This window comes from Pseudomonas gingeri (assembly GCF_013386165.1).
GTDB lineage: Bacteria > Pseudomonadota > Gammaproteobacteria > Pseudomonadales > Pseudomonadaceae > Aquipseudomonas > Aquipseudomonas gingeri_C.
The window spans coordinates 1,141,794-1,166,028 of record NZ_JACAOS010000003.1; the positions used below are offsets into that span (position 1 = coordinate 1,141,794).

Here is a 24,235-nt window from a genome sequence, read left to right on the forward strand (position 1 = left end):
CGGCATTCTTGAAGGCATTCGACAGATAGAACTTTTCACCGCAGCCGCACTCAATCAGTGCATGGATCCACGCCCTTCCCGACAGAGACGCTCATGACTTCGAAGCTTGCACAACTCAAGCAATTCACCACCGTGGTCGCGGACACCGGCGACCTCGACGCCATTACCCGCCTCAAGCCGGTCGACGCCACCACCAACCCTTCGCTGCTGCTCAAGGCCGCCGCGCTGCCAGGCTACGCCGACCTGCTCAAGGCCGCCGTGTCCCACGCCAAGGGTGATGTCGGCCTGGCCTGCGACCATTTCGCGGTGTCCGTGGGCAGTGGCATTCTCAAGGCGATTCCAGGGCGTATTTCCACCGAAGTCGACGCACGCCTGTCCTTCGATGAAACCGCGCTGCTGAGCAAGGCCCACCAGTTGATCGAGCTGTACGACAAGGCCGGTGTCAGCCGTGACCGCGTACTGATCAAGCTGGCTTCGACCTGGGAAGGTATCCGCGCCGCCGAGAAGCTGGAAAAGGCCGGCATCCAGACCAACCTGACCCTGCTGTTCTCCTTCGCCCAGGCCGCCGCCTGCGCCGATGCCGGGGTGTTCCTGATCTCGCCGTTCGTGGGCCGCATCTACGACTGGTACAAGAAGTCCACCGGCAACGAATACACCGGCGCCGACGATCCGGGCGTGCAATCGGTCACCCGCATCTACAACTACTACAAGTCCAATGACTACAAGACCGTGGTCATGGGCGCGAGCTTCCGCAACCTCAACCAGATCGAACAACTGGCCGGTTGCGACCGCCTGACCATCAGCCCGGACCTGCTGGAAAAACTCGGCCAGGACGAAGGCACCCTGGAGCGTCGTCTGGCGCCGGGTGCCGAGGGTGAAGCGCGTTTGAACCTGAATGAAGCGCAGTTCCGCTGGGCCTCCAACGAAGACGCCATGGCTACCGAGAAGCTGGCCGAAGGTATTCGCCAGTTCGCCCGTGACCAGGAAAAACTCGAAGCCCTGTTGGGCCAGTAACAAACCTCTGGAACTGACTAGCCAGCGATAGCGGTACCAGCTTCACCGCCGCTATCGCCAGCAAGCCGGCTCCTACAAATCCGTGCCTGACCCTGAACCATCGTCGCACACAACACCTGTAGGAGCTGGCTTGCCGCGATGGCGATGCACGTCGCGCCGCCGCTATCGCCAGCAAGCCGGCTCCTACATATCCGTGCCTGACCCTGAACCATCGTCGTACACAACACCTGTAGGAGCTGGCTTGCCGGCGATGACGATGCACGTCGCACCATCGCCGCCGCAGGCAGTCTCATGACCATGACGCCCCCGGCGTCAGTTGGTACGTTCAACGCTATCGGAACCTGTCTGTTTGCCGGCCGCTACGGCCTGGGCCTTTTCAGACTGCTGGTAATAGGCCATGGATACGTTGCGAGCCGCCTCCATATGCGCCATGACTTTATCACCGCCATCACCGCCGCCTTCAGCCATGGCTGCAACGGAGGCCGTCATCAAGGTCACGATCAACAACGCTTTAAGGGATTTCATCAGTCACTCTCCAATAGTTTGAGCGTCAGCGAGAGTTCCCGCTGACTTGGACTCATCCTAGCGAGCGGTGCATTTCAGACTCTTCCCCGCAGAATGAAACTTTTTACAGGAACATCCCCTTCAACAACCCACACCCGCGCGCCTCCAGACGCTGGATAAGCTCAAGACAACGCCCTAGAATCCGTCGCTATTGATTCTGGAAAAGAGACAATATGGACCGTATCGACTGTATGCGTGCTTTCGTTGCCACCGTTGGCGCCAATGGTTTTGCCGCGGCGGCCCGGGCCATGGATGTGCCGCGCTCGAAAGTCAGCAAGCAAATCCAGGCGTTGGAAGAGGCCATCGGCGTGCAACTGCTGCAACGCACCACCCGCAGCCTGCACCTGACCGAAGCCGGCGCCGAATACTACGAGGCCGCTCGCGAGTTGCTCGCGTCCCTGGACGAAACCGAGCAACGCGCCCGGGATGGCGTTGGCGAACTGCGCGGCGTGCTGCGGGTCAACGCGCCCATGTCCTTCGGCCTGCGGCGGTTGGGGCCGCTGATCCCGCTGTTTTACCAGCAGCATCCGAACGTGGAACTGCAACTGGTGCTCAGCGACCAGCAAGTCGATCCGGTGCGCGGCGGCTTTGATGTCACCCTCCGCATCGCCAGCCTGCCAGACTCTTCCATGGTCGCCCGTTTGCTCGCCCCCGCGCCACGGATCATGGTGGCCTCGCCGGCCTACCTGGCACGCGCCGGCACACCCCGGACACCGAAGGACCTGACAACCCACCAATGCCTGAACTATGGCTACTTGCAAAGTGGTGTCAGCCTGCAACTGAGCAATGGCAAGGAAACCCAGCGAGTCAACGTCACCGGGCCGTTGCACGCCAACAACGGCGACCTGCTGGCCCAGGCCGCGCAGGCCGGCATGGGTATCGCCCTGCTCCCGGACTTTATCGTCGAGGACGCCCTGGCCGCCGGGACCCTGGTCCCCGTGTTGTGCGAGTGGCAGGCCCCGGCGATCAGCATCAACGCGGTCTATCCCTCGGCCCGTCGGGTACCGCAGAAGACCCGGGCGTTTATCGAGTTCCTGGTGAAAGCCCTGGCGGTGGAGGCAACGGCCTGAGCCCTAGGCGGTGTTGAAGATCGACTGCTTGCCGATGGAAATACCCGACCACAGTTCATCCAGGTGCTTGAACCCCCACTTCTTCACCGACTCCAGGCTGGCAATCGCGTCGTGTTCACCGGCAGCGCCAAGGTCGATGACGCTTTGCTCGATGGGCATGCGCAGTTTCGAGGAGTAGAACACCTTCACCCGTGGGGTCAGCAACGACTGTTCATGCTGCTCCATGACGATCCCCAGGCGACCGCTGTGCAACAGCACCAAGGCACCCACCGGATAGATCCCGATGCAGCGGACAAAGGCATGAAAGATCTGTTCATCGAACTGGCCTTTCCAGTCGGCCATTTTTCGAATGGCCTCGGCCGCCGTCCAGGCCGGCTTGCCATGTCGCTCGGAGGTCACCGAGTCATAGCTGTCACACACCGCGGCCATCCGCGCAAACAGGCTGATCTGCGTGCCGCAGAGCTTGTGCGGGTAACCGCTGCCATCGACTCGCTCATGATGATGCAGGCAGACATCCATCACCCTCGGACTGAAATGGCGGGTGTCGAGGAGCATCTTCGCGCCGATTTCCGGATGGCGGCGCAGGCTCTCGAATTCGCTGTCGGTGAGGGCCGAAGTTTTACTGAGCAACTCGGCAGGCACCATCATCTTGCCGACCTCGTGCAGGATGCCCGCCATGCCGGCCTCTTTCACCAGGCCCTCGGGCAGGTTCAAGCGGTAGGCCAGGCTCATCATCAGGGCGCACACCGCCACCGAATGCATGTAGGTGTATTCATCGCTGGTCTTGAGCCGGGCCAGGCTGATCAGGGCGTCGGGATGACGCATCAGCGAATCCGAGATTTCAGCGATCAGGTGGGAAATCTGCTCGGGATGAACCGCCTTGCCCATCCGCAGGTCGCTGAACAGGGTCAACACCACGGCCTTGGTTCGGGCGCACAAGTTCAGCGCATGGATCACCTCGTCGCTCATGGCAATCCGCGGGCGATTACGTGGCCGCTCCTGGGCAGGAATCTCCAGCGGCTCCAGCGCCGGCTCAGCAAGCGAAGGTGGCGCCTCTATTTCGGTATCCAGCCCTTTGTCGGTGTCGATCCAGAGCGCGGCGAGGCCGCAGTTGCGGATCTTTTGCAGATCCTCTTCGTCATCGAGCAGAAAGTGGCTGCGCCAGAACGGGTGATCCATCCAGGAACCGCAAAAGGACTGCACATACATGCCGACACGAAGCTCGCTCACCTGTATCTGTCTTAGCATGATGGAGCCCCTGGTTCCTTATCACACTCAAGCGCCTCGCTGCAGCCAGGCTACAGTGAAAACCGCGCAATCAGGTGATTCAGGCTCCCGGCCAGTTTGGACAGTTCGCTACTGGCGATAGAGGTCTGGCTGGCGGCCGACGAACTCTGAATGGACAGATCGCGAATGCTCACCAGGTTGCGGTCGACTGACCTGGCCACCTGCGCCTGTTGTTCGGACGCGGTAGCGATCAGCAGGTTTTTTTCATTGATATGGGAGATCGACAGCGTCACCTCCTCGATCGCCTGGCCCGTCTCATGGGCCAGGGAGCGGGTCACGCGGGTTTCTTCGCTGCTGTGGCCCATCGACTCCACGGCCTTCTTCGAATCGAGCTGGATGCCCTTGACCATCTGTTCGATTTCCTGGGTCGACTGCTGGGTCCGATGGGCCAGCGCTCGCACCTCATCCGCCACCACCGCAAAACCCCGACCTTGCTCGCCGGCCCGGGCCGCTTCGATGGCCGCGTTCAACGCCAGCAAGTTGGTCTGCTCGGCGATGGCGCCGATCACGTCGAGGACCTTGGCGATGTTCTGGGCTTGCCCGGCCAGGCCTTCGATATCGGTTTTGGTCTGTTCGACGCGGCTGCTCAAGCGCTCGATGGAGTCGATGGTTTCACCCACCCGATCCTGGACGATCCGCGCCGAGCTTTCCGAAGCCTGGGTGGACTGTGAGGCCGAAACGGCGTTTCTGGCCACTTCCTCGACTGCCGCAGTCATCTGATTGACCGCAGTGGCGGCCTGGTCGGTTTCAAGGCTCTGCTTTTGAATACCCGCCGTCGACTCGTGGGTGATCGCACTCATCTGCTCAGCCGCCGAAGCCAGTTGCCGGGACGAATCGGCGATATGTTCGATGGTGTTCTTGAGACTCGAACGCATGGCGGCGGCGACGCTCTGCAAGTCGGTGATTTCATCCCGCCCACTGATCTCCACCTTACTCTTCAGGTCGCCATCGGCAATTTTCTGCATCGACAGGCGCAAGTCATTGATCGGCTGCGCGATGCTGCGGGTAAACAGCAGTGCCACGACGCAAGTGATCACCAGGGCCGTGACCATGAACACCAACGTCATCAGGAAGGAGCTGTCATAGCTGGCGTTCGCCACCTGGCCGGAGCGCTCGGCGCCCTCCTCGTTGATGGCCATCAGCGCTTCAATCGAGGTCTGCAGCCTTTTTGCCGATTCGCTGCTGGTGTCACGAATGAAATGAGTCATGGCCTCGAAGGAGGCGGTCTGACTCATGCTCACCAATTGGTCGAGCAGGTCCTGGTAACTGCGCACATTGGCAATCACCTGGTCATAACGTTGCTTTTCCTCGGGGCTGGAAACCCGCGCCGCGTATTTTCCGGTTTCCAGGCTCAGCGCGGTTTTCAGCGCCGCCAGTTTGTCCAGGGAGCTTTGACTCTGGCGGTTTTCATCCATGACAAAGCGTCGGCCATCGAGCCGGTAGAGCAGCGCGGCATTTTGAATTCGCGCGGCCTGGCGCACGCTCGGCAACCAGTCCGCCTGCAGCCTCTGGGAGGCGCTCTGGATTTCCTTCATCCGATACAACGAGGTCAGCCCGAGGCTGATCAACAGCAGGCAGATCAACCCGAAACCGAGGAGTGATCTGAAGGTCAACCTGATGTTCCTTGTCTTCATGAAACCACTCCGGGGCCAGGCTGCTTGAGCGTCCAGTTGCGGGGGACGTTAACCACTACCCAGTGTAGTACGTCCTCCGCAAAAGATCGGTCCCAGCGCTCGCGCGGCCTCAGGTCCCCGCCAACCACTCAAGCTCGCGGGCAGCCTTGCGCCACCCGCGAACCGACAGCCTTACGCCAGCAGCTTGCGCTCGGTCTTGCCGTACTTGATCGACTTCTCATCCGGAATCATCAGGCCGGTCTGTTCGTCGCGGCCCTGCAGGACGAAACGCGCGTCCGCCTTGCCCAACTGCTCGGCGGCCTTCTGGCTGTCGGCGCCGATCTCGCCCTTTTTCATGCGGTTGACGATCACACCCACCGCGGTTTCCTTGAAGTCGCGCAGCATCCAGGCATCGCCATCGCTGTCACCGGCCACCAGCACCGGGCCATAACCCTTCTTCTCCACCAATATATTCTTTATACCGATGGTCTTGCCCGGGCCGTAGTTGAAGTGCCAGCCCGGCAGATAGTTGCTGTCGTACTTGCCGTCGGTCATGGACAGGCGCAGGCCAATGACGTTTTCCGGTGGCACGCCGTAGCCGTAGTTGGGATTGCCGGCGAACACCCGAACCACGTCATCGATGGACGCGGTACTGACGTAGACGTCGATGCCGTTGGCCCGCAGGGTGTGCATCAAGCCACGGATTTCCTCGTGGATGCGGATGCCGTGGAAGTGCGAATCCGCCACCACCCCGGCCTTGCCCGGCAGGCTGCTCGGGCTCTGGTACTTGACCTTGCGCAGGCCATCACCCAGATCGTGGTTGTTGGACGCCTCGGCCATCGCCTGCAACTCGGCGGTGGTCATGTTCTTGTAGAAGTAGAGGATCCACTTGTAGCCGATCTCCACCGGGTAGCTGTCGCAGATCGCGTCGTACATGAAGTAGAGCTTGGTGAAGAAGTCCTTGAACTGATCGGTGGCCTGGATTTCCTCCAGGCTCTTGCTGCCGGCCAGGCCCTGGTAGTTGGCGTGCAGCCAGCGGTAGTCGGCTTCGACGTCGGCGGCGATGTCTTCCATGTTCACCGACTTGCCGTCGACCGTGAGGTAGTCCTTCATGAAAGGGCCGTTCGGCACGTCCTGGCGCAGCACGGCGGCAAACTCGTCGGGGCTGAGTTTGTACTGCAAGTGGTTCATCTGGTAGACCAGCAACGCCTCTTCACAGTCGTTCATGATGCAGGTGTTGTCCCAGTCGAACACCGCGTACGGGCGCTTGTTCGGGTGATAGGACGCACTCTTCACGCCATGTTGGTCGATCACCGCCTGCAGGCGCTTCTGGTTCAGCGGCGACCAACGCGCCGGGTCCAACTCGCTCGGCACGGGCTTGCTGGTGGCGGCCTCGGCAAGGCGACCGCTCAACAACAAGGGACTGACAACGGAAACGGCGGCAAGGGTGTTCAGGAACTGGCGACGCTGCATGGCATAACTCCTGGAATTAGAAGAATGGTCGCAAACGGGGCGACGGCGAGAGCGTGTTTCAAGACAAGGGCGCAGGGGGACGAGCCGCCCGGCGACGAGGCTAGCGCCAAATGCAACTAAATACAACAATGCCACAATATTACACATTTATGGCACATCGACACCTCCTGACCGGCGGTAATCCACCGCCGAACTTGACAGCGCGTCCACGCCTCCCACAATGCGTGGTCGGATAGTCATCCCAACAGCAAGGACATGAGGTATGTGGCAAGAAGAGCGTTACCAGCGAATTCGTGCACTGCTGGCAACCTTGCGGCGCGTGACCACCGACCGCATCGTCACGGAACTGAATGTTTCCCGCGAGACGGTCCGGCGCGACCTGGTGGCATTGGAAACCCTTGGCGAGTTGAAGCGCATCCACGGTGGCGCAATCAAGGTCGAGGATGAAGCGCCGATTGCCGAGCGTGCCCATATCAACGTCAAGTTCAAACGTGACCTGGCCCGGGCTGCGGTCAGCCTGCTCAGCCATGGCCAGACGATTTTCATCGACGCCGGCACCACCACTGAAATCCTTGCCCAGGAGCTGGCCAAGCTCGGCGGGCTGATGGTGATCACCAATTCGTTCAATGTCGCGTTGCAGTTGCGCGGCACCGCCGCTGCCGGCAGTCCGCGCAACGAGGTGATCGTCCTCGGCGGCTCCCTCGGCGACCGCTCACCGGCCACGGTGGGCGCCACCACGGTCGCGGAAATCGGCCGCTATCGCGCCGACCTCGCGCTGCTCTCGCCAGTGGGTGTGGACGTCCACCACGGCGCCAGCAACTACGACCATCGTGAGAGCGAGGTGGCCCGGGCCATGACCGAGCACGCCGAGCGGGTGGTGATCCTCGCCGACTACAGCAAGCTCGGCGTGCAGAGCCGTATCAGCTACTGTCCGCCCGAGCGCATCGACGTGCTGGTGACCAATCAGCGGGCCAGCGACGAAGGGGCATTCGACGCACTGAAGGCCGGGTTCAAGCAGATCATCCTGGCTTGATGCGCGAGGCCGCTAGGTCCCGCGTACGCTTGCCAGCACCGCACTCCCCAGCCAACGGCCGGTGCTGATAACCCACACCAGCGCGGCAATCAGCCCGATGCTCAAGAGCATGCCGTGCACGCCACCCTCGACGATCAGCTTGCCGGCCACGAAAGGAAAGCCGAAAACCCCGAGAAAATAGGCCAGGCTGAACAGCAACAAGGATTGCGCGGTCAGTCCTGGCGGCGCCTCGTTGGCTGCCAATCCGTTGATCACCGAATAATTCAGGCCATAACCGACGCCGAGCAACGCCGCCATGACGCCGTAACTCAGGCTGTCGTGCACCCATTGGCCGAAACCGAGCACCGCCAGCAGCATCAGCGTGCTCAACACACAGGACGCGGCAAACGGATTGCGCTTGACCACCCAACCGGCAATCAGCAGGCGACAGACGATGGCGGCCCCCATGAAACAGAGGAAAAACAGCGAATAGTCGAGTCCGAGGCTCGCGGCATAGCTGGTTTGAAAACTGCCCAGCCCACCGAAGATCGCGCCGCCCAGTCCGACCATCAGGATCGAGAACAGCGCCTTGGAACGCAGCACCTGAACGGCCGACGCCGCGCTGATCTTGACCACCTGCCGGTTGGCACCACCCGCCTCGTCGCGCGTGCCCAGGCGCCAGAAATACAGGCCGCCGAGGATCGCGGTGGCGGCCGCGCAGAAGAACGCCGTCTGGATCGGCAGGCCGAAATAGCCGGCGAGCTTGCCGGCAATCGGACCGCTGCCGATGCCGGTCAACATGCTGCCCGAGAGCAAGGCAAAGCTGTGGGTACGCCGGGCGGGTTCGATCATCGCCGCGACCATGATCGGCCCCAGGGTGTAGAAAATACCCCAGCCCAACCCCAGCACCAGGCCGCAGAGCAGCAGCCCGAAGCCCATCCCCTGAACCAGGGCAAAGCCCAGCGAAGCGCAGGCCAGACACCCGGCGGCGAAGGCGACACAGCGCGCGGCGCCCCAGCGATTCATCATATGCCCCGAGCCGATGACCGCCGCCAGGGTGCTGAGCATCGCCGTGGCGATCACTTGCCCGGCATCATGTTCGTTGCCGCCGAAGGACTTGACCAGCAAGGCCAGCAGAAAGGTCGAGCCGTAGGCGATCGAGAGCAGGAAGCTGGCCATGCAGAAGGCGCCAAATCCGGCGTTCGGGCGGTTGGTTGAAAAGGACGTCATGTTTTTTCCCAGGCGTGGTTCAGTGTGCTTTGTAGCACTGCCCGGCCCAGGGTTAGCTAGGGAAATCACGGAGTAAAGATAGAAAAGCTTGTACGCGATGGTGTCAGGACAAGCACCGAAAATTTCGAGGGCCTCATCGCTGGCAAGCCAGCTCCTACAAGGGACCGTGGCAGCAACGGTGTTTTGCGGCGATACGCGGACCTGTAGGAGCTGGCTTGCCAGCGATAGCGTCAGGACAAGCACCGCTGGCAGCCGGCCGATTATCTTGGTCGACGGACCACGCGGATCTTGCCGCTATTCCCGCCACCGCAAAAAAACCGATCCCGGCCATCCGACTCAAGCCCCGATACGCCCATGCCCGCGGGCAAATCGATTTGCTCCAGCAGCGCTCCCGTTTGCGGATTCAGCCGCCGAACATCGCTCTTGTCGTCTTCCCAGGTGCCATGCCAAAGCTCGCCATCGACCCAGGTCACACCGGTGACGAAACGCTTGGATTCGATGATGCGCAGAACCGCCCCGGTTTCGGGATCGACCTGATGAATTCTGCGGCCTCGATGCTGCCCTACCCACAGCGCGCCTTCAGCCCAGGCAAGCCCGGAATCGCCGCCATCACCGGGGGCCGGCACGCTCAACAGCACCGCCCCGGTTTTCGGATCGATCTTCTGAATACGACCTTCGGCAATCTGGAACAGATACCGGCCATCGAACGCGGTCCCGGCCTGTGCGGCGACATCGATCGAACGCACCAGCGTCCCACTTTCCGGGTCGAGGGCGTTGAGTTTGTCCCCCGAGGCAAACCAGACGTACTGGCCGTCATAGGTCACGCCCGCAACCGAGTCGGCCCCTGGGAAAGGCCCGTACTCACGAAGAATGTCAGCTTGAGAGTTTTTCATGCGCTGAGTCTAGCCGCTGCTCAGGGGACCTGGGAGTAACAAGGTTGACGGGAATCCCGGTACGGACGGGAGGGTCCAGCGGCAGGCCGGCCCACGACCAGAAGCTTGCACCTTGCCCGTCGCCGCCAAGGCATCGAGCGCCCGCTGCACCGTGCGCGGACTGCTGCCCAGGGCAATCGCCAGGGCCGAACTCGCCCACGATTCACCATCGGCCAGAAGCGCGAGCACGGCGCCGTGCCGCTCCTCGACAGGCGGCGCCAGTATGACCACCCCATTGGATTGTCGCGGCACCAGCACGAAGCCCTCCCCGGTCGCCCTCACCTGCGCGAATGGGCGAATCTCGCCCCGCAGCCGGCCGATCTCGACTCGTAACCGAACGCGGTACGACTCATCGGCCTGCTTGCCGCGAAATGCCCGGGCGATAAGGGCCTGCCGTGCGACAGCAGCCGGCCAGCGCTCGGCGAGGGCTCGGAGCAGCGTGAACAACACCGGTCGCGTCGTCAGCGCTACCTGGGTGCTCCCTTCACGCACCGTATAACGACAGGCATCCACCACCAGCGCCCCGGAGGCGAACAGTTTTTCGACCTCTTCCAGCAGCAGGAAGCGCTCCTCGCCCCGGGCAATCAGACGTGCCGCGGGCATTTTCAACGCCTGGGAAGCGCTGTCGACTTCGGCAACCAGTGAAGCAATACCCGCCTCATACGCGGCACTTTCTGCCCGCTGGAGTGCGGCGCGCGCCACTCCCGTCTGCAAGCGCCGGATGGCGATCCCTGCGCTGACCAGTTCATAAGCAGCCCGCAAGGGTGGCGCCAACACTATCGGTTCCAGTTCGGCAAGCAGACGTTCGGCCTGGTCAAGATGACCGGTCAACAGCAAGCGTCGGGCTTCGAGGTGACGCGCATGCGCGGCATTCAAACGATCGCCATGGGCTTCGAGAACCGCTCGCGCACCCGTGAGGGCCTTGACCGGCCAGGCCAGATCACGGGAGACCAGTGCAATCTCGGCTTCGGCGACGATGCAGCGCGCCCTCGCCAGCGCCTCTTGCGGGCCGAAGGCTCGGGCGGCCAGCTTGAGCAGCGCCCTGGCGCGAACCAGATCCCCCAATTGCGCCATGGCGATACCACGCAGCGCAAGCCCGGGCCCGTCGTCGCGCAGGGCCACCCGCTTCAAGGCGCCAAGGACATCGCCCGTCGCGAGCAATCGCGCCGCCGCCGCAATCATCGCGTCCATGGGCATCCCGTCAAACTTGTCACTCCCGCCATCTCCTGAGCCCGCCCTAGTCTGTTCACGACCACCCGGTAACCGCTCGCACGACCGATGGTACGACGAGCCACAACCAATGGAGAACCATCATGACCACACAGAAGACTGGCACACGGGAAGAATGGCTGGCGGCGCGACTCGACCTGCTGACCGAAGAAAAACAACTGACCCGACGCGGCGACGCCCTGGCCCAGCGGCGCCAGGCACTGCCCTGGGTGCGGATCGACAAGGCCTACCGCTTCGACACACCGGCGGGCAGTGTCGCCCTGCTGGATCTGTTCAAGGGCCGCTCACAGCTGCTGGTCTATCACTTCATGTTCGGCCCCGATTACAGCGCCGGCTGCCCGTCCTGCTCGGCGATTGCCGATGGCTTCAATGGCATCGTTGTCCACCTGGAGAACCATGACGTCGCCTTTACCGCCATCTCGCGGGCACCTCTGGACAAGTTGCAGGCGTTCAAACAGCGCATGGGTTGGAGTTTTGACTGGGCCAGCTCATTTGGCAGCGATTTCAACAGCGACTTCAGCGTCTGGTTCAACGAGGAGCAGCAGCGCGAGGGCGGCATCGTCTACAACTATCTGCGCGAGGCGCCTTTGGCCGGCCCTCCACGCGGCCAGGGCGTCCAGGAATGGCAGCAGCTAGGCAGCGACAGTCCGATTGCCCGGATCGCCGCCAGCACCGGCACCGACATTGCCACCTTCACCCGCGACAGGCCCGGGCTCAGCGCCTTTGTGCTCGAAGGGGGCGAGATCTACCACACCTACTCCAGCTATGCCCGTGGCCTGGACGGCATCTGGGGCATGTACCCGTGGCTCGACCGCGCGCCCAAGGGCCGTAACGAACAGGGCATCTGGTGGCGCCGCCACGACGAATACGACCAGGAGTAATCCATGTCCTCGTCCAGACAAGCGCGGGAAAGCCAATCAGAAAGCGCGTCAGGCGGCACTGCCCGAAGCATTGCCGCCTGGCTGGGCCTGGCAGCCGCGCCCACTTTCATCATCATGGCACTGCTCACGGCCATCAACGCCCGCCCTGACATGGCCTGCGCCTCCATGCAGGGGCCATTTGCGTTCGACGGTATGGTGACGATGTACCTGATCATGGGCGCGTTCCATCTGCCACCCTGGCTGCGGCTATTTTCCGGCCGCGCCAGTCGATCGGTTGGCTGATCAAGTCCTCGACACTGTCGGCAGGATTACTCGCTGGTAACGGTCAGTTTGTCCTGGGTACACGTCTCAAAATCGCTCGCGTCGTGACGCTCGCGCAACTGCCCGGAGAGCTCCCCGGAGACCCGGTTGACCATACGTCCACGCTTTACCGCCGGACGTGCGTCGATGGCATCGGCCCAACGCTGGACATGGGGGTAGTCCTGCACCGAAAGAAACTCCGCCGCCTCGTAGAGTCGACCCTTCACCAGGCCGCCGTACCAGGGCCAGATTGCAATGTCAGCGATGCTGTACTCGCTGCCCGCGATGTATTCGCTGACCGCCAGTTGTTTGTCGAGCACATCGAGCTGACGCTTGGTTTCCATCGCGAAACGGTCGATCGCGTATTCGATCTTGGTCGGCGCATAGGCATAGAAATGCCCGAAACCGCCGCCCAGGTAGGGCGCGCTGCCCATCTGCCAGAACAGCCAGGACAGGCATTCGGCGCGGGCGGCGGGCTCGGTGGGCAGGAACGCGCCGAACTTCTCGGCGAGGTACTGCAAGATGGCCCCCGACTCGAAGATCCGGATCGGTTTCGAACCGCTGTAATCCATCAGCGCCGGGATCTTCGAGTTCGGATTGACGTTGACGAAACCGCTGCCGAACTGCTGGCCTTCGCCAATATGGATCAACCAGGCATCGTATTCCGCGCCGGAGTGACCGAGGGCCAGCAGTTCTTCCAGCAGAATGGTGACCTTCTGGCCATTGGGCGTGGCCAGGGAATACAGCTGCAGCGGGTGACGTCCGACCGGCAGGTCCTGGTCATGGGTCGCACCGGCAATCGGCCGGTTGATATTGGCGAATTTGCCACCGTTCTCGGTCTGCCAGGTCCAGACCTTGGGTGGCAGGTACTCTGATGAGTTCGTCATGCTCAATACTCTCCTTGGTTTCAATGGGACGCTGCGGCGTCGCCTGCTGCAGCTTGATTGACTGCAACCTCAGGCTTGCCGTTCAACTGGGTGATGTTCCAACCGCCGCCCAGCGCTTTGATCAGGCCAACGTTGGCGCTCAACTGCTGAGTCTGCAAGTCAAGCACCGAACGCCGCGCCTCCAGGGAAGCGACCTGGGCCGTCACCACGTCCAGATACGCGACGGCGCCCTGGCGGTAGCGGGCCAGGGACAGGTCCTCGGAATACTGCGCGGCGGCCGCGGCGTCACGCTGGTCGACCAGTGCGCTATCGAGCCCGGCGATGGTTGAAAGATTGTTCTCGACCTGCTCGAAGGCGCCGAGCACGACACTGCGGTACTTGGCCGCGGCCTCGTCGGTAGCCGCCTTGGCGATGTCCACCTGGGCCTGGCGCGCACCACCGTCGAACAGGTTCGCCACCAGCGAAGGGCCAATGACCCAAAACAGGTTCGGTGCCGTCAGCAGGTTGGCGAACTCATCACTCTGATAGCCGCCTTGGGCACTCAGGGTGATCGCCGGGAACCAGGCGGCCTTGGCCACGCCGATACGGGCGTTGGCCGCGGCGATCCGGCGTTCCGCGGCGGCGATATCCGGACGCCGCTGCAACAGCGTCGAAGGCAGGCCGGTGGGGACACTGGGCAAGGCAATCGGAGCCGTGTTCGTGGCAATGGAATAGGTCGACGCCGACTCACCCAGCATCGCGGCAATCCCATGCTCGATCAGCGCACGCTGGACCCGGTTCTGGCTCAATTGCGACTTGACCGAGGACAGCTGGGTACGGGCCCGGGCCACGTCCAGGCCGGAGACGATCCCACCACCGTGCAGCCCTTCGGTCAGGCTCAGCGCCTTGGTGTAGGCATCGCGGGTTTCACTCAGCAACTGGTTCTGCCAGTCGAGGCCGCGCAGGTGGATGTAGCTGTCCGTCAATTGGGCCTGCAGGCTCAGGCGCACCAGAGCCAGGTCGGCCTGTGACGCCTGGGCTTCACTGACACCGGCCGCGACCGTATCGCGCACGCGGCCCCAGAGGTCAACCTCATAGTCGACCTCGACCCCCAGCGTCGCCGAGTCGTAGACATTCGGCGAGGTGGCCGAACGCAACGGCCGGGTGTCGGACTGACGCAAGCGTTGGCCGCTGCCGATCGCCTCGATCTTGGGAAACAACCCGGACTGGGCCTGGGCGACGTACGCCTGGGCCTGGAGATAATGCGCCAGGGCGGCGCTCAGGTCCGGGTTGCTGGTGAGCAACTGCTGCTGCATGGCATCCAGTTGCGGGTCCTTGTAGATACGCCACCAGCCTTCCCGGCTGGCCTGATCGTCGGGCGTGGCCAACGTCCACGGGCCCTGGGTATGGAATTGCCCGGGCTCGGGGGTCTTCGGGACTTTCAGCTCCGGTGCGAGCGAACAGGCGCCCAGGCCAAGGCTGGCGACCAGGTACAGGCCCGAGGGCCACAGCAGGCTGCGCTTAGCCATGGGGTTTGATCTCCACCCGCACCGCGTCGTTGTCGCCCAGGCCGTCTGGCGGTGTGTCGATCACCCGGTCGCCGGCGTCGAGGCCGCTGCCGATCTCTACCGTGTCACCAAAGTCGCGGGCGATGCTGATGGTCTTGAACAGCACATGATCGTTCTTGTCGAGGGTCGCGACCCGCATGCCGTGCTCGTCGAACACCAGGGCGCTGGCCGGCAAGCGTAGTACATCAGCCTGTACCGGCAAATCGAACTGCACACTGGTATAGCCACCCGGCAGCAGGCGACCGCCGGGATTATCCACCAGCAATTGCACCAGGGTGCTGCCGGAAGCCGCCGTCACCGCATCCGCGGTGGCGATCACCCGGGCGTTGAAGGATTCCTTGCGGTATTCGGGGACGGTGAGCCGGGCCGTGGTGCCGATGCGGATCTGTGGCGAGAAGGTCTGCGGCACTTGAACATAAACCCGCAGGCGGCTGACATCCGAGACGGCGAACAGCTCCCGTCCGGCGCTGCCACCGGCGCTGATCAGCGCACCGACGTCGGTGGAGCGCGCGGTGACCACGCCTTCGAACGGGGCGGTCAGGCGCTGGAAGCCCTTGGTCGCGACCAATTGCTCGACACTGGCCTGGGCCGATTTGACGTTGGCCAGTTTGGCCGCCAGGTCGCCGGTGCGCTCATCGACATCCTGGCGCGACACCGAATCGGACGCCAGCATCGCCTGCCAGCGCTTGGCCGTGGTTTGTGCCAGCGTCGCATTGGCCTGGGCCGAGGCCAGGTTGGCCCGGGCCTGCAGGAGTTGCTGGTCGAGTTCGGGGGTATCAATCTCGGCGAGCAATTGCCCGGCCTTGACGTGGGCACCGATATCGACTTTCCAGGACTTGAGGTAACCATTGACCCGGGCAAAAATCGATGCCCGTGAATAAGCCTCCATCCGCCCCGGCAGGTTGAGGACCGGCCCCTGGGGCTGGACGCCCGGGGTGATCAGATTGACGCTTGGCAGCGCCTGGGCGTTGGTCCAGGTTTTCAGTTCCCGTGATTCGTTGGCCCGCGCAGTGATGCCCAGGGCGACGACGGCGACCAGCAGCGCCAGCCCCACGACAAGAGCGATCAAGCCACGCCGTGAACGAGGGGTCGGGTTGGGTACGATGGTATCGATGGACATGTCAGACCCCTTGAGTCGCGATGGCAGGCAATGCGGCGCGCGCATCGCGCCCATGAACAAGACTGAAAATCAGTGGAACCAGGAACAGCGTGGCGATGGTGGCAAAACCCAGGCCGCCGATCACGGCACGGCCCAAGGGGGCGTTCTGCTCACCACCCTCCCCCAGGCCCAGGGCCATCGGCGCCATGCCGATGATCATCGCGATGGCCGTCATCAACACCGGGCGCAGGCGGGTAAAACCGGCTTCCAGGGCGGCCTTGATGGGGTCGCCGTGTTCCGCCAGGCGTTCCCGGCAGAAACTCACCACCAGGATGGCGTTGGCGGTGGCCACCCCCATGCACATGATCGCCCCGGTCAAGGCCGGCACCGACAGCGGCGTGTGGGTCACGAAGAGCATCCAGACAATCCCCGCCAGCGCCGCCGGCAAGGCGGTGATGATCACGAACGGGTCGCTCCAGGACTGGAAGTTGACCACGATCAGCAGGTAGATCAGTACCACAGCACCGAGCAAGCCGAACAGCAGGCCGCTGAAGGCCGAGTTCATGGTCTGCACCTGGCCCTGCAACTGCACTTTCGAACCGGTGGGAAGGTCGCCGGCGTGGGCCGCGATGATCTTCTGGATGTCCACGGACACCCCACCCAGGTCACGGCCCTGGATCGAGGTGAGGATCTCCACCACCGACTGGATATCCGACTGGGTCACCACCGAGTTGCTGTGGCTGCGCTCGATCGACGCCAGGGCGCCGAGGGTCTGGTCCGCCGCCGCGCCGGCATTACCGGTCAACGGCAGGTTATGCAGGGCCGCCAGGGTATCGAGGCTGTACTGCGGGGTCTGCAGGACGATCGGGTAGGAAACGCCGTTGGCGCTGTTGAGCCAGAAGGTCGGCGCCACCTGGCTGGAACCAGCGAGGTTGACCACCAGGCTGTTGGTGACGTCACGCTCGGTCAGACCCACCAATTGCGCCCGGGTGCGGTCGACATCGATCTTGAAGGTCGGCAGTTGCTGCGACTGCTGGAGACGCGCATCCACCACCCCGGGGACCCGGCGAATATCGCGCAACAGACGGCTGGCATAGGAGAAGTTGGCTGCCAGGTTGTTACCGCTGATCTGCAGGTCGATCGGCGCTGAAGAGCCGAAGTTGAGGATCTGCCCGACAATGTCCGAGGCCGGGAACGAGAACACCGCATTGGGGAACTCACGCGGCAGGGTCTCGCGCAATGTCTTGATGTACTCGGCGGTTGGCCGATGCCCTTCTTTCAGGCTGATCTGGATATCGCTGTCCTGGGAGCCCACGGTCCCGGTGTTGTTGTAGGCGGTGTTGATACCACTGATGGGCAAACCGATATTGTCCACCAGCGCGGCCAGTTGCTCGGGTTCGATCATCGTGTGGATCGACTTCTCGATCTCGGCAATCAACTGCGCGGTACTCTCGACCCGTGTGCCCACCGGGGCCCTGACGTGGAGCAGGATCTGCCCGGAATCGACCTCGGGGAAAAAGTTGCGGCCCAGGAATGGCACCAGGGCGAACGAGGCGACCACAAAGGCGAGCATCGAGATCACCACCAGGCGCCGATGCTCCAGGGCGCCCTCCAGGGCCCCGTGGTAATACCCACGAAAGGTTTCAAAAGCCGACTCGAAGCCACGCTGGAACTTCACCAGCGGATTGTTCGACGGCGCCACATGGGGCTGCCCGTCATCGCCGTGGACGTGGGGTTTGAGCAGGTAGTTGGCGAGGGTCGGGACCAGGGTCCGCGAGAGGATGAACGAGGCGATCATGGCGAAGATCACCGCTTCGGCCATCGGCACGAACAGGAAACGCGCCACGCCGTCGAGGAAGAACATCGGCACGAACACGATACAGATACACAACAGCGAGACGAACGCCGGGGTGACGATCTGCGCCGCGCCATCGAGGATCGCCGTCTCCACCGGCTTACCGTGCTCCAGGTGCCAGTTGATGTTCTCGATGGTCACCGTGGCATCGTCCACCAGGATCCCCACCGCCAGCGCGAGCCCGCCCAGGGTCATGATGTTCAGGGTTTCGCCGAGCATCGACAGGGTGGCAATCGAAGACAGGATCGCCAGGGGAATCGACACCGCGATAATCACCGTCGAGCGCCAACTGCCAAGGAACAGCAGGATCATCAGGCTGGTCAGTGCCGCGGCAATGATCCCCTCACGGGCCACCCCGCTGATCGCCGCACGGACGAACAGCGACTGGTCGCCGATCAGGTCGATATTCAGGTTCGGCGGCAGAGCCGACTTGGATTCGGCCAGCTTGTCCTTGATTCCCGCGATCACCCCCAGGGTCGAGGCCGAGCCGGTCTTGAGCACCGGGATCAGCACCGAGCGGTTGCCGTTGACGTGGACGATGTTGGTCTGCGGCGGGTTGCCGTCGCGCACCGTCGCCACGTCACGAATCAATACCGTGGTGCCGTCGGCGGTCTTGATCGGCAGGTTTTCCAGGTCGCGGAAATCCGAAGGCGCGTTGTTCAATTGCAGCATGTATTCGTAGCTGCCGATCTTTTGCGTGCCCACCGGCGTGATCACGTTCTGTGTCGCCAGGGCGGTGGCCACGTCCTGCGCCGAAAGCCCACGGGCTTGCATCCGCGCCGAATCGAGGTCGATCTGCACCTGGCGGGTTTTACCGCCGAACGGATAAGGCACGGCCGCGCCGGCCACCGAGGTGAGTAACAGGCGCACCGTATTGAGCCCCAGGTCGCCGAGTTTCTGTTCGCTGAGCCCGTTGCCCGACAATGCCAGTTGCACAATAGGCACCGTGGAGGCGCTGTAATTGAGAATCAGCGGCGGTACGGTGCCAGGCGGCAAGTTACGCAGGATCGCCTGGGACACCGAGGTCAGTTGCGCGTTCGCGGTACTGATATTGACCCCCGGCTGGAAGTACACCTTGACGATGCCGAAACCGTTCAGCGACTGCGCCTCGATATGGCGGATGTCGTTGACCGTGGTGGTCAGGACCCGCTCGAAGGGCGAGGTGATGCGACCCGCCATCTGATCCGGTGGCAGCCCGGTGTACTGCCAGATCACGGCAATCACGGGAATGCGGATTTCGGGAAAGATATCGGTCGGCGTGCGCCAGGCGGCCAGCGGCCCGACGATCATGATGAAAATAGCCAACACCAGGAAGGTGTAGGGGCGCCGTAATGCAATGCGCACAAGGCTCAGCATAGGTGTGATCCAGACAGGGGATTGAACACGGAAGAAGGTACGAGACACAGTCGAACGGGACGCTGGCGGCAGCGCCCTGCTCCTGCACCGTCCCCTCCTCAACCCGGGCAAATTGCCCTGACATCCAGGTCATAAAGAGGTATATGCCACGATATAGATTTTAGAGGTATACGCAAGTATATTTGTTGCAGGATGTGTCTTCGGGCCCGGTTTCGTCCCCAAAAGATCTTGTTCTCTATAAGGTCACGGGCATAATTAAGGGATCATTAACGGATACAACTTGCCTCAGAGAGTGATCAGCCCTTGAAATGCGTACCACCCAGTCCTGACAGCCCCCAGGCCAGCAGTTGCGCGAACGGTGCCGTACGCCGCGCATCGCGGCGCCTGGGACAAATCTATGACGAAGCGTTCGCACCCTGCGGCCTGAAGGCGACCCAGTACTCCCTGCTCTCCCATATCGCTCGTGCAGACCAGCCGAAAATGCGTGATCTGGCGCTGTCCCTGGTCATGGACCTTTCGGCCCTGGGCCATACGCTCAAGCCGCTGGTGCGCGACGGGCTGGTGCTGTTGCAGGTGGACGAACTCGACCGCCGCAGCCGCCGCGTGCTGCTGACCGAAGACGGCCGGCGCAAATACGAAGAGGCTCGCCAGGTTTCGCTGCAGATGGCGATTCGATTCGAGCAGGCCTTCGGTGAAGAAGAAACCCTGCAACTGCGCAAGACCCTGGACTTTATCGCCTCGGATGATTTCGCCCAGTCATTGCTGAGTAGCGATTGACGACCAGCAGCGTCAACCGCCATCGCGAGCCAGCGGGCTCTTGCTCCTGCGGGAATAAAGACACTCCTGGGCGATGGTCGCGCGCAACTGCGCCGCCTCCTGCTCCAGTTGCTCACACATGAAATCGACGAATACACGAATCTTGCGCGACAACTGACGGCTCGAAGGCCAGACGATATTCAGGGTGTCCGGCGGGATCAGATAGCCGTGCAGCAGGCAACGCAATGAACCGTCGGCCAGGGCCTCGCGGGCAAGAAAGTCCGGGATGACCCCCAAGCCAAAGCCCTTGATCAGCGCTCCCAGGACCATTTCCATATTGTTGCTGATCATCACCGTGCGGGTCCTTGGCTCTCGTGCACCCTCCTCGCGCAACAGCGGAAAGTCCAGCAACTTGCCATTCTTGAAGTAGCGAAACCGCACCGCCAGGTGATCGTCCAGTTCAGCCGGGGTCTGCGGCGTGCCATGTCGCTCCAGATAGGCCGGCGCGGCGCACAGCACCGGTTGCACGCCCGGCAAGCGTCGGCTCATCAGGCGCGAGTCCGGCAGATCGCCGCTGCGAATAACCACATCCACCCCTTCCTCGATCACGTCCACCAGCTTGTCGCTGAAGTCGAGGTCCAGTTCGATATCCGGATACAGCGCCATAAACGCCGTCAGTACCGACCGGAACAGCTGATAGCTGGCCGCCGGCATGCTGATCCGCAGACGCCCACGGGGGATCTCCGTGGACTGCGACACGGTTGCCTGGGCGTCGTCGAGGTCATCGAGGATCCGCCGGCAACGCTCCTGGAACACCCGGCCCTCGTCGGTCAGGCTGAGGCTGCGGGTCGAACGCTGGAACAGCCGTACGCCCAACTGCTGCTCAAGCCGGGTCACGCCCTTGCCGACGGCCGAAGCCGACAGCCCCAGCGCCCTGCCCGCCGCGACGAAACTGCCCAGCTCAGCTGTGCGGATAAAGGCCATCAAGCCACTCAGTCGATCCACTTGGCGCTCCCATTCGATCCTTTTATTCCGATATAGGCGGAATGTTTACCGCTTTTTGCCAAATTACTCGCTCTTTAAAATCCTTGCATGTTTTGACGGCCTGGACAAACCAACGAATCGCGACCGTCGTCACGCTCACCCAGGGCGGCTACCTCGCCCATTGCAAGGATCTCTCAACATGTCCATTCCACTTTTGCTTCAACAGAGGCTGATTCTGTTGGCCGTGTGCATCACGGCCATCACCATGCCCTTCAACTTCACCGCGGCAGCCGTCGCCCTGCCCGCTATCGGCCGGACCTTCGGTGGTTCACCGATGGAACTGAACTGGGTCACCAACGCGTTCATGCTGACCTTCGGCAGTTGCCTGATGCTGGCCGGCGCACTGGCTGACAACTATGGTCGCAAGAAAGTCTTCATCGGTGGCGTCAGCGCTTTTGCGCTGCTCGCCGCGGCCCTGCCGTTTGCCCCCAACCTGGCGACGTTCGACGTCCTGCGGGGGGCCCAGGGACTGGCGGCCGCTGCGGCCTTCTCCGGCGGCATGTCTGCCCTGGCGCAAGTCTTCGACGGGCCGGAACGCATCCGCGCATTCAGCTTCGTCGGCACCAGCTTTGGGATCGGCCTGGCCTTCGGCCCAGTAGCCGCCGGGGCAATGATCGCTCCCTTTGGCTGGCAGGTGATCTTCCTGCTGATCACCGTACTGGCGGCCGTCTCCCTGATATTGGCTACCCGCCATATGGAGGAGTCACGCAACCCCGAGGCGGCCGGCATCGACTGGCCCGGCGCAATCACTTTCACCTGGGCCCTGGGGATCTTCACTTTTGCCATCCTCCAAGCACCGGAAAGTGGCTGGACCGACCCCCTGGTGCTTGGGCTGTTCGCCGTTGCGCTGCTGTCCTTCAGCGCTTTCGTCATGATCGAACGACGTGTCGCCCAGCCCATGCTCGACCTGACGCTGTTCCGTTTCCCGCGCTTCGTCGGCGTGCAACTGCTGGCAGCCGCGCCGGCCTATTCCTTCGTGGTGTTGTTGATACTGCTGCCGATCCGCTTCGTCGGCATCGAGGGCATGAGCGAGATTGCGGCCGGCTGGTTGCTGGTGGCCTTATCGGCGCCGCTGTTGGTACTGCCGATTGTCGCCGGCTACCTGACCCGCTGGTTGTCGCCCTCCACCTTGTGCGGCACCGGCCTGCTGGTGTGTGCCGCCGGGCTGTTCTGGTTGAGTCATGTGCCGGTGGGCAGCACGGCGAGCGAGTTGGCCTGGCCGATGTTGGTGATCGGTGTCGGCATCAGCCTGCCCTGGGGCCTGATGGATGGCATGGCGGTCAGTGTGGTGCCCAAGGAACGCGCCGGCATGGCCACCGGCATTTTCAGCACCACCCGGGTGGCCGGTGAAGGCGTGGCCATTGCGATTGTCACTGCACTGCTGTCGGCATTCACGGCGGCCCATCTCGGTGGCGCGACAACGCCGGACATCGTCGGCGCCGCACAGCATCTGACCACCGGCGATCTGGCCGGCGCCATGCAATGGCTGCCTGGCGCTGGGCGCGCCGCCTTGGCCGAGGGCTACAGCGCCGCGTTCCGTAGCTTGCTGCTGGTGCTGACGGCGATCACCGTGCTCACCGCGGCCGTGGTGTTTCTGTTCCTCGATCGCGGCTCGGTCGAGGATGATAGCGATACCGAACTGGACGAGCCGGCGCTGGATCAGGCGGCCTGAACCCACGCGGGCGCTCAAGCGTGCCCGAGGCTGCGCAGGTAGGCGCAAAACATATCGGCCATGGCATCCGCGTAGGTTTCGATCTGCGCGGGCGTTCGCGGACTTTCGGAAAACTGCTTGCCCACCGAACTGAACGTCACCTTGATCAAATCACCGGCGATGGCGCGCGTCGCGTCTGTCGCCTCGGGCAGTACCTCGCGCATGAATACCTCGACAACCTGCTTGGCCGCCGCCCTCACCTCCTGCGCCTCGGGTGCATCGCGATAAAACGGCGCGGCGTCGTCCAGGGCTACGCGCAGCTCGGCCTCATCGCATTCGGAGCGGATAAAGGCATGGACGAGCAGGCGCAGCCGTTCCAGGGGCGGGTTGCGCGTGTCTTCAAGAATGCCGCGCAGCATCTCGGAGGTTTCCCGCCACTCATCACTCTGCAGGCGAAAGAGGATCGCCGCCTTGTTCGGGAAGTACTGATATACCGAACCGACGCTGACCCCGGCCCGTTCAGCCACCCGCGTCGTGGTAAAGCGGCGCATGCCCTCCTTCGCCAAAACCTGAATAGCCGCTTGCAGAATCGAATCCACCAGGTCATTGGAGCGGGCCTGCTTGGGGTGTTTGCGCGAGGAAATCCGCGCGCTTGGGCGATCGGTCATGGGTCGGGCTCGCAATGCGAATAGAAAATATGAAGGTTTATTCGCATTATAAACCCTCATTCAGCCCACCGGGAAACCCCATGAAAACCCTGACCCAAGCTCCCCTTGCGCCCCTGCTGGACCGTCTGTTCGCCGAGGCCGCAGAAACCTGGACGACGATCAGCGCCGTCGTCGGTGATATCTCGGCCGAAGAGCGTGAACGCCTGATGCGCAGCAAGACCGAATACGTCGAGTTCTATACGCGTCTGAAGGACTTTCCCCTGGCGGTCTCGCGGGAGACCGGAACACTGCTGTATATGCTGGCCCGCAGTTGCACGGCGCGGACGATTGTCGAATTCGGCACCTCGTTCGGCCTGTCGACCCTGCACCTCGCCGCCGCCCTGCGGGACAATGGCGGCGGCCGCCTGATCACCAGCGAGTTCGAACCCTCCAAGGTGCTGCGAGCGCAGGATAATCTGGTGGCCGGCGGGCTTGACGATCTGGTGGAAATTCGCGTGGGCGATGCCCTGCAAACCCTCAGTGTCGACCTCCCGGAGAGCATCGACCTGGTTCTGCTCGACGGCGCCAAGGCACTCTACCCCGAGATCCTCGGCCTGTTGCAGAGCCGCCTGCGGCCGGGCGCGCTGATCATCGCCGACAATGCCGACCACAGCCCCGAATACCTGGCACGGGTGCGCAACCCCGCCGCGGGCTACCTGTCCACGCCGTTTGCCGAGGATGTCGAACTGTCCATGTGGCAGGGCTGAACCCACCGGGGGCAGCCGGG

The 24,235-nt window shown here is 62.8% G+C and carries 21 protein-coding genes; 8 read left to right on the top strand and 13 right to left on the bottom strand.

Translation table 11 applies throughout. From position 1 onward, the window contains the following. Positions 1-93: 93 nt before the first annotated feature. Positions 94-1,014: a transaldolase gene (gene tal, locus HX866_RS09605; protein WP_177098084.1), complete on the top strand. Its 921-nt coding sequence runs from the start codon at positions 94-96 to the stop codon at positions 1,012-1,014. Positions 1,015-1,326: 312 nt separating this feature from the next. On the opposite strand, the gene HX866_RS09610 is transcribed toward tal, so the two are convergent. Then, positions 1,327-1,539, bottom strand: coding sequence for a co-regulatory protein PtrA N-terminal domain-containing protein (locus HX866_RS09610; RefSeq protein ID WP_177098085.1), 213 nt, complete (start codon positions 1,537-1,539; stop codon positions 1,327-1,329). A 212-nt stretch (positions 1,540-1,751) separates the two neighbouring features. Here HX866_RS09610 and HX866_RS09615 point away from each other — a divergent pair, with 212 nt between their 5' ends. Next, on the top strand, positions 1,752-2,648 hold the full coding sequence (locus HX866_RS09615; RefSeq protein ID WP_177098086.1) for a LysR family transcriptional regulator: 897 nt from the start codon (positions 1,752-1,754) through the stop codon (positions 2,646-2,648). Positions 2,649-2,651: 3 nt separating this feature from the next. Here HX866_RS09615 and HX866_RS09620 read toward each other — a convergent pair whose 3' ends face one another. The 3 genes from HX866_RS09620 to HX866_RS09630 form a co-directional block, all read right to left on the bottom strand. Beyond that, entirely contained in the window at positions 2,652-3,896 is a 1,245-nt protein-coding gene (locus HX866_RS09620) for an HD-GYP domain-containing protein (RefSeq protein ID WP_177098087.1), read from the bottom strand. Positions 3,897-3,946: 50 nt separating this feature from the next. Then, on the bottom strand, positions 3,947-5,569 hold the full coding sequence (locus HX866_RS09625; protein WP_177098088.1) for a methyl-accepting chemotaxis protein: 1,623 nt from the start codon (positions 5,567-5,569) through the stop codon (positions 3,947-3,949). Between the two features lie 171 nt (positions 5,570-5,740). Then, positions 5,741-7,021, bottom strand: coding sequence for an HAD family hydrolase (locus HX866_RS09630; RefSeq protein WP_177139199.1), 1,281 nt, complete (start codon positions 7,019-7,021; stop codon positions 5,741-5,743). A 262-nt stretch (positions 7,022-7,283) separates the two neighbouring features. Here HX866_RS09630 and HX866_RS09635 point away from each other — a divergent pair, with 262 nt between their 5' ends. Further along, complete coding sequence (locus tag HX866_RS09635; protein WP_177098090.1) at positions 7,284-8,054, top strand: DeoR/GlpR family DNA-binding transcription regulator; 771 nt, start codon at positions 7,284-7,286, stop codon at positions 8,052-8,054. Between the two features lie 12 nt (positions 8,055-8,066). Here the strand turns inward: HX866_RS09635 and HX866_RS09640 are convergent, their stop codons facing one another. The 3 genes from HX866_RS09640 to HX866_RS09650 form a co-directional block, all read right to left on the bottom strand. Next, complete coding sequence (locus HX866_RS09640; protein WP_177139201.1) at positions 8,067-9,263, bottom strand: MFS transporter; 1,197 nt, start codon at positions 9,261-9,263, stop codon at positions 8,067-8,069. Positions 9,264-9,523: 260 nt separating this feature from the next. After that, positions 9,524-10,156, bottom strand: coding sequence for a Vgb family protein (locus HX866_RS09645; protein WP_177098092.1), 633 nt, complete (start codon positions 10,154-10,156; stop codon positions 9,524-9,526). A 9-nt stretch (positions 10,157-10,165) separates the two neighbouring features. Continuing rightward, positions 10,166-11,386 carry a helix-turn-helix domain-containing protein gene (locus tag HX866_RS09650; RefSeq protein ID WP_177139202.1) on the bottom strand — a complete coding sequence of 407 codons (1,221 nt, stop codon included), beginning with the start codon at positions 11,384-11,386 and terminating at the stop codon, positions 10,166-10,168. A 122-nt stretch (positions 11,387-11,508) separates the two neighbouring features. On the opposite strand from HX866_RS09650, the gene HX866_RS09655 reads away from it, so the two are divergent. Further along, entirely contained in the window at positions 11,509-12,306 is a 798-nt protein-coding gene (locus HX866_RS09655; protein WP_177139204.1) for a DUF899 domain-containing protein, read from the top strand. Positions 12,307-12,309: 3 nt separating this feature from the next. Continuing rightward, positions 12,310-12,588 (top strand): hypothetical protein, encoded by a 279-nt coding sequence (locus tag HX866_RS09660; protein ID WP_177139206.1) that lies wholly within the window; start codon positions 12,310-12,312, stop codon positions 12,586-12,588. A gap of 26 nt (positions 12,589-12,614) precedes the next feature. On the opposite strand, the gene yghU is transcribed toward HX866_RS09660, so the two are convergent. Genes yghU through HX866_RS09680 form a run of 4 tightly spaced genes read right to left on the bottom strand, consistent with a single transcriptional unit; the run spans position 12,615 to position 19,350 of the window. After that, the gene (gene yghU, locus HX866_RS09665) at positions 12,615-13,493 is read right to left on the bottom strand and encodes a glutathione-dependent disulfide-bond oxidoreductase (RefSeq protein WP_177139208.1); all 879 of its coding nucleotides are present in this window, start codon (positions 13,491-13,493) and stop codon (positions 12,615-12,617) included. Between the two features lie 20 nt (positions 13,494-13,513). Continuing rightward, positions 13,514-15,001: an efflux transporter outer membrane subunit gene (locus HX866_RS09670; protein ID WP_177139210.1), complete on the bottom strand. Its 1,488-nt coding sequence runs from the start codon at positions 14,999-15,001 to the stop codon at positions 13,514-13,516. Further along, a complete protein-coding gene (locus HX866_RS09675) occupies positions 14,994-16,160 on the bottom strand; it encodes an efflux RND transporter periplasmic adaptor subunit (protein ID WP_177098098.1) in 1,167 nt (388 codons plus the stop codon). Before HX866_RS09675 ends, HX866_RS09670 begins: the two co-directional genes overlap by 8 nt. Before the next feature lies 1 nt (position 16,161). Then, positions 16,162-19,350, bottom strand: coding sequence for an efflux RND transporter permease subunit (locus HX866_RS09680; RefSeq protein ID WP_177139212.1), 3,189 nt, complete (start codon positions 19,348-19,350; stop codon positions 16,162-16,164). Between the two features lie 303 nt (positions 19,351-19,653). Between HX866_RS09680 and HX866_RS09685 the strand changes: the two genes are divergently transcribed. Next, positions 19,654-20,127: a MarR family winged helix-turn-helix transcriptional regulator gene (locus HX866_RS09685; protein WP_256344861.1), complete on the top strand. Its 474-nt coding sequence runs from the start codon at positions 19,654-19,656 to the stop codon at positions 20,125-20,127. Between the two features lie 12 nt (positions 20,128-20,139). Here HX866_RS09685 and HX866_RS09690 read toward each other — a convergent pair whose 3' ends face one another. Then, on the bottom strand, positions 20,140-21,111 hold the full coding sequence (locus HX866_RS09690) for a LysR family transcriptional regulator (RefSeq protein ID WP_177098100.1): 972 nt from the start codon (positions 21,109-21,111) through the stop codon (positions 20,140-20,142). Positions 21,112-21,289: 178 nt separating this feature from the next. On the opposite strand from HX866_RS09690, the gene HX866_RS09695 reads away from it, so the two are divergent. Further along, positions 21,290-22,822, top strand: coding sequence for an MFS transporter (locus tag HX866_RS09695; RefSeq protein ID WP_177124974.1), 1,533 nt, complete (start codon positions 21,290-21,292; stop codon positions 22,820-22,822). Positions 22,823-22,836: 14 nt separating this feature from the next. On the opposite strand, the gene HX866_RS09700 is transcribed toward HX866_RS09695, so the two are convergent. Further along, positions 22,837-23,469, bottom strand: coding sequence for a TetR family transcriptional regulator (locus HX866_RS09700; RefSeq protein WP_177124975.1), 633 nt, complete (start codon positions 23,467-23,469; stop codon positions 22,837-22,839). An 80-nt stretch (positions 23,470-23,549) separates the two neighbouring features. Between HX866_RS09700 and HX866_RS09705 the strand changes: the two genes are divergently transcribed. Next, positions 23,550-24,215, top strand: coding sequence for an O-methyltransferase (locus HX866_RS09705; RefSeq protein WP_177098103.1), 666 nt, complete (start codon positions 23,550-23,552; stop codon positions 24,213-24,215). Positions 24,216-24,235: the final 20 nt, after the last annotated feature.

What these genes read in the sequence shown, in the direction of transcription:
- HX866_RS09650 (WP_177139202.1), bottom strand. Translation starts at nt 11,386, where the DNA reads ATGGACGCGATGATTGCGGCGGCGGCGCGATTGCTCGCGACGGGCGAT.
- tal (WP_177098084.1), top strand. Translation starts at nt 94, where the DNA reads ATGACTTCGAAGCTTGCACAACTCAAGCAATTCACCACCGTGGTCGCG.
- HX866_RS09670 (WP_177139210.1), bottom strand. Translation starts at nt 15,001, where the DNA reads ATGGCTAAGCGCAGCCTGCTGTGGCCCTCGGGCCTGTACCTGGTCGCC.
- HX866_RS09645 (WP_177098092.1), bottom strand. Translation starts at nt 10,156, where the DNA reads ATGAAAAACTCTCAAGCTGACATTCTTCGTGAGTACGGGCCTTTCCCA.
- HX866_RS09610 (WP_177098085.1), bottom strand. Translation starts at nt 1,539, where the DNA reads ATGAAATCCCTTAAAGCGTTGTTGATCGTGACCTTGATGACGGCCTCC.
- HX866_RS09695 (WP_177124974.1), top strand. Translation starts at nt 21,290, where the DNA reads ATGTCCATTCCACTTTTGCTTCAACAGAGGCTGATTCTGTTGGCCGTG.
- HX866_RS09635 (WP_177098090.1), top strand. Translation starts at nt 7,284, where the DNA reads ATGTGGCAAGAAGAGCGTTACCAGCGAATTCGTGCACTGCTGGCAACC.
- HX866_RS09615 (WP_177098086.1), top strand. Translation starts at nt 1,752, where the DNA reads ATGGACCGTATCGACTGTATGCGTGCTTTCGTTGCCACCGTTGGCGCC.
- HX866_RS09620 (WP_177098087.1), bottom strand. Translation starts at nt 3,896, where the DNA reads ATGCTAAGACAGATACAGGTGAGCGAGCTTCGTGTCGGCATGTATGTG.
- HX866_RS09660 (WP_177139206.1), top strand. Translation starts at nt 12,310, where the DNA reads ATGTCCTCGTCCAGACAAGCGCGGGAAAGCCAATCAGAAAGCGCGTCA.
- HX866_RS09705 (WP_177098103.1), top strand. Translation starts at nt 23,550, where the DNA reads ATGAAAACCCTGACCCAAGCTCCCCTTGCGCCCCTGCTGGACCGTCTG.
- HX866_RS09640 (WP_177139201.1), bottom strand. Translation starts at nt 9,263, where the DNA reads ATGACGTCCTTTTCAACCAACCGCCCGAACGCCGGATTTGGCGCCTTC.
- HX866_RS09680 (WP_177139212.1), bottom strand. Translation starts at nt 19,350, where the DNA reads ATGCTGAGCCTTGTGCGCATTGCATTACGGCGCCCCTACACCTTCCTG.
- HX866_RS09675 (WP_177098098.1), bottom strand. Translation starts at nt 16,160, where the DNA reads ATGTCCATCGATACCATCGTACCCAACCCGACCCCTCGTTCACGGCGT.
- HX866_RS09655 (WP_177139204.1), top strand. Translation starts at nt 11,509, where the DNA reads ATGACCACACAGAAGACTGGCACACGGGAAGAATGGCTGGCGGCGCGA.
- HX866_RS09700 (WP_177124975.1), bottom strand. Translation starts at nt 23,469, where the DNA reads ATGACCGATCGCCCAAGCGCGCGGATTTCCTCGCGCAAACACCCCAAG.
- HX866_RS09630 (WP_177139199.1), bottom strand. Translation starts at nt 7,021, where the DNA reads ATGCAGCGTCGCCAGTTCCTGAACACCCTTGCCGCCGTTTCCGTTGTC.
- yghU (WP_177139208.1), bottom strand. Translation starts at nt 13,493, where the DNA reads ATGACGAACTCATCAGAGTACCTGCCACCCAAGGTCTGGACCTGGCAG.
- HX866_RS09625 (WP_177098088.1), bottom strand. Translation starts at nt 5,569, where the DNA reads ATGAAGACAAGGAACATCAGGTTGACCTTCAGATCACTCCTCGGTTTC.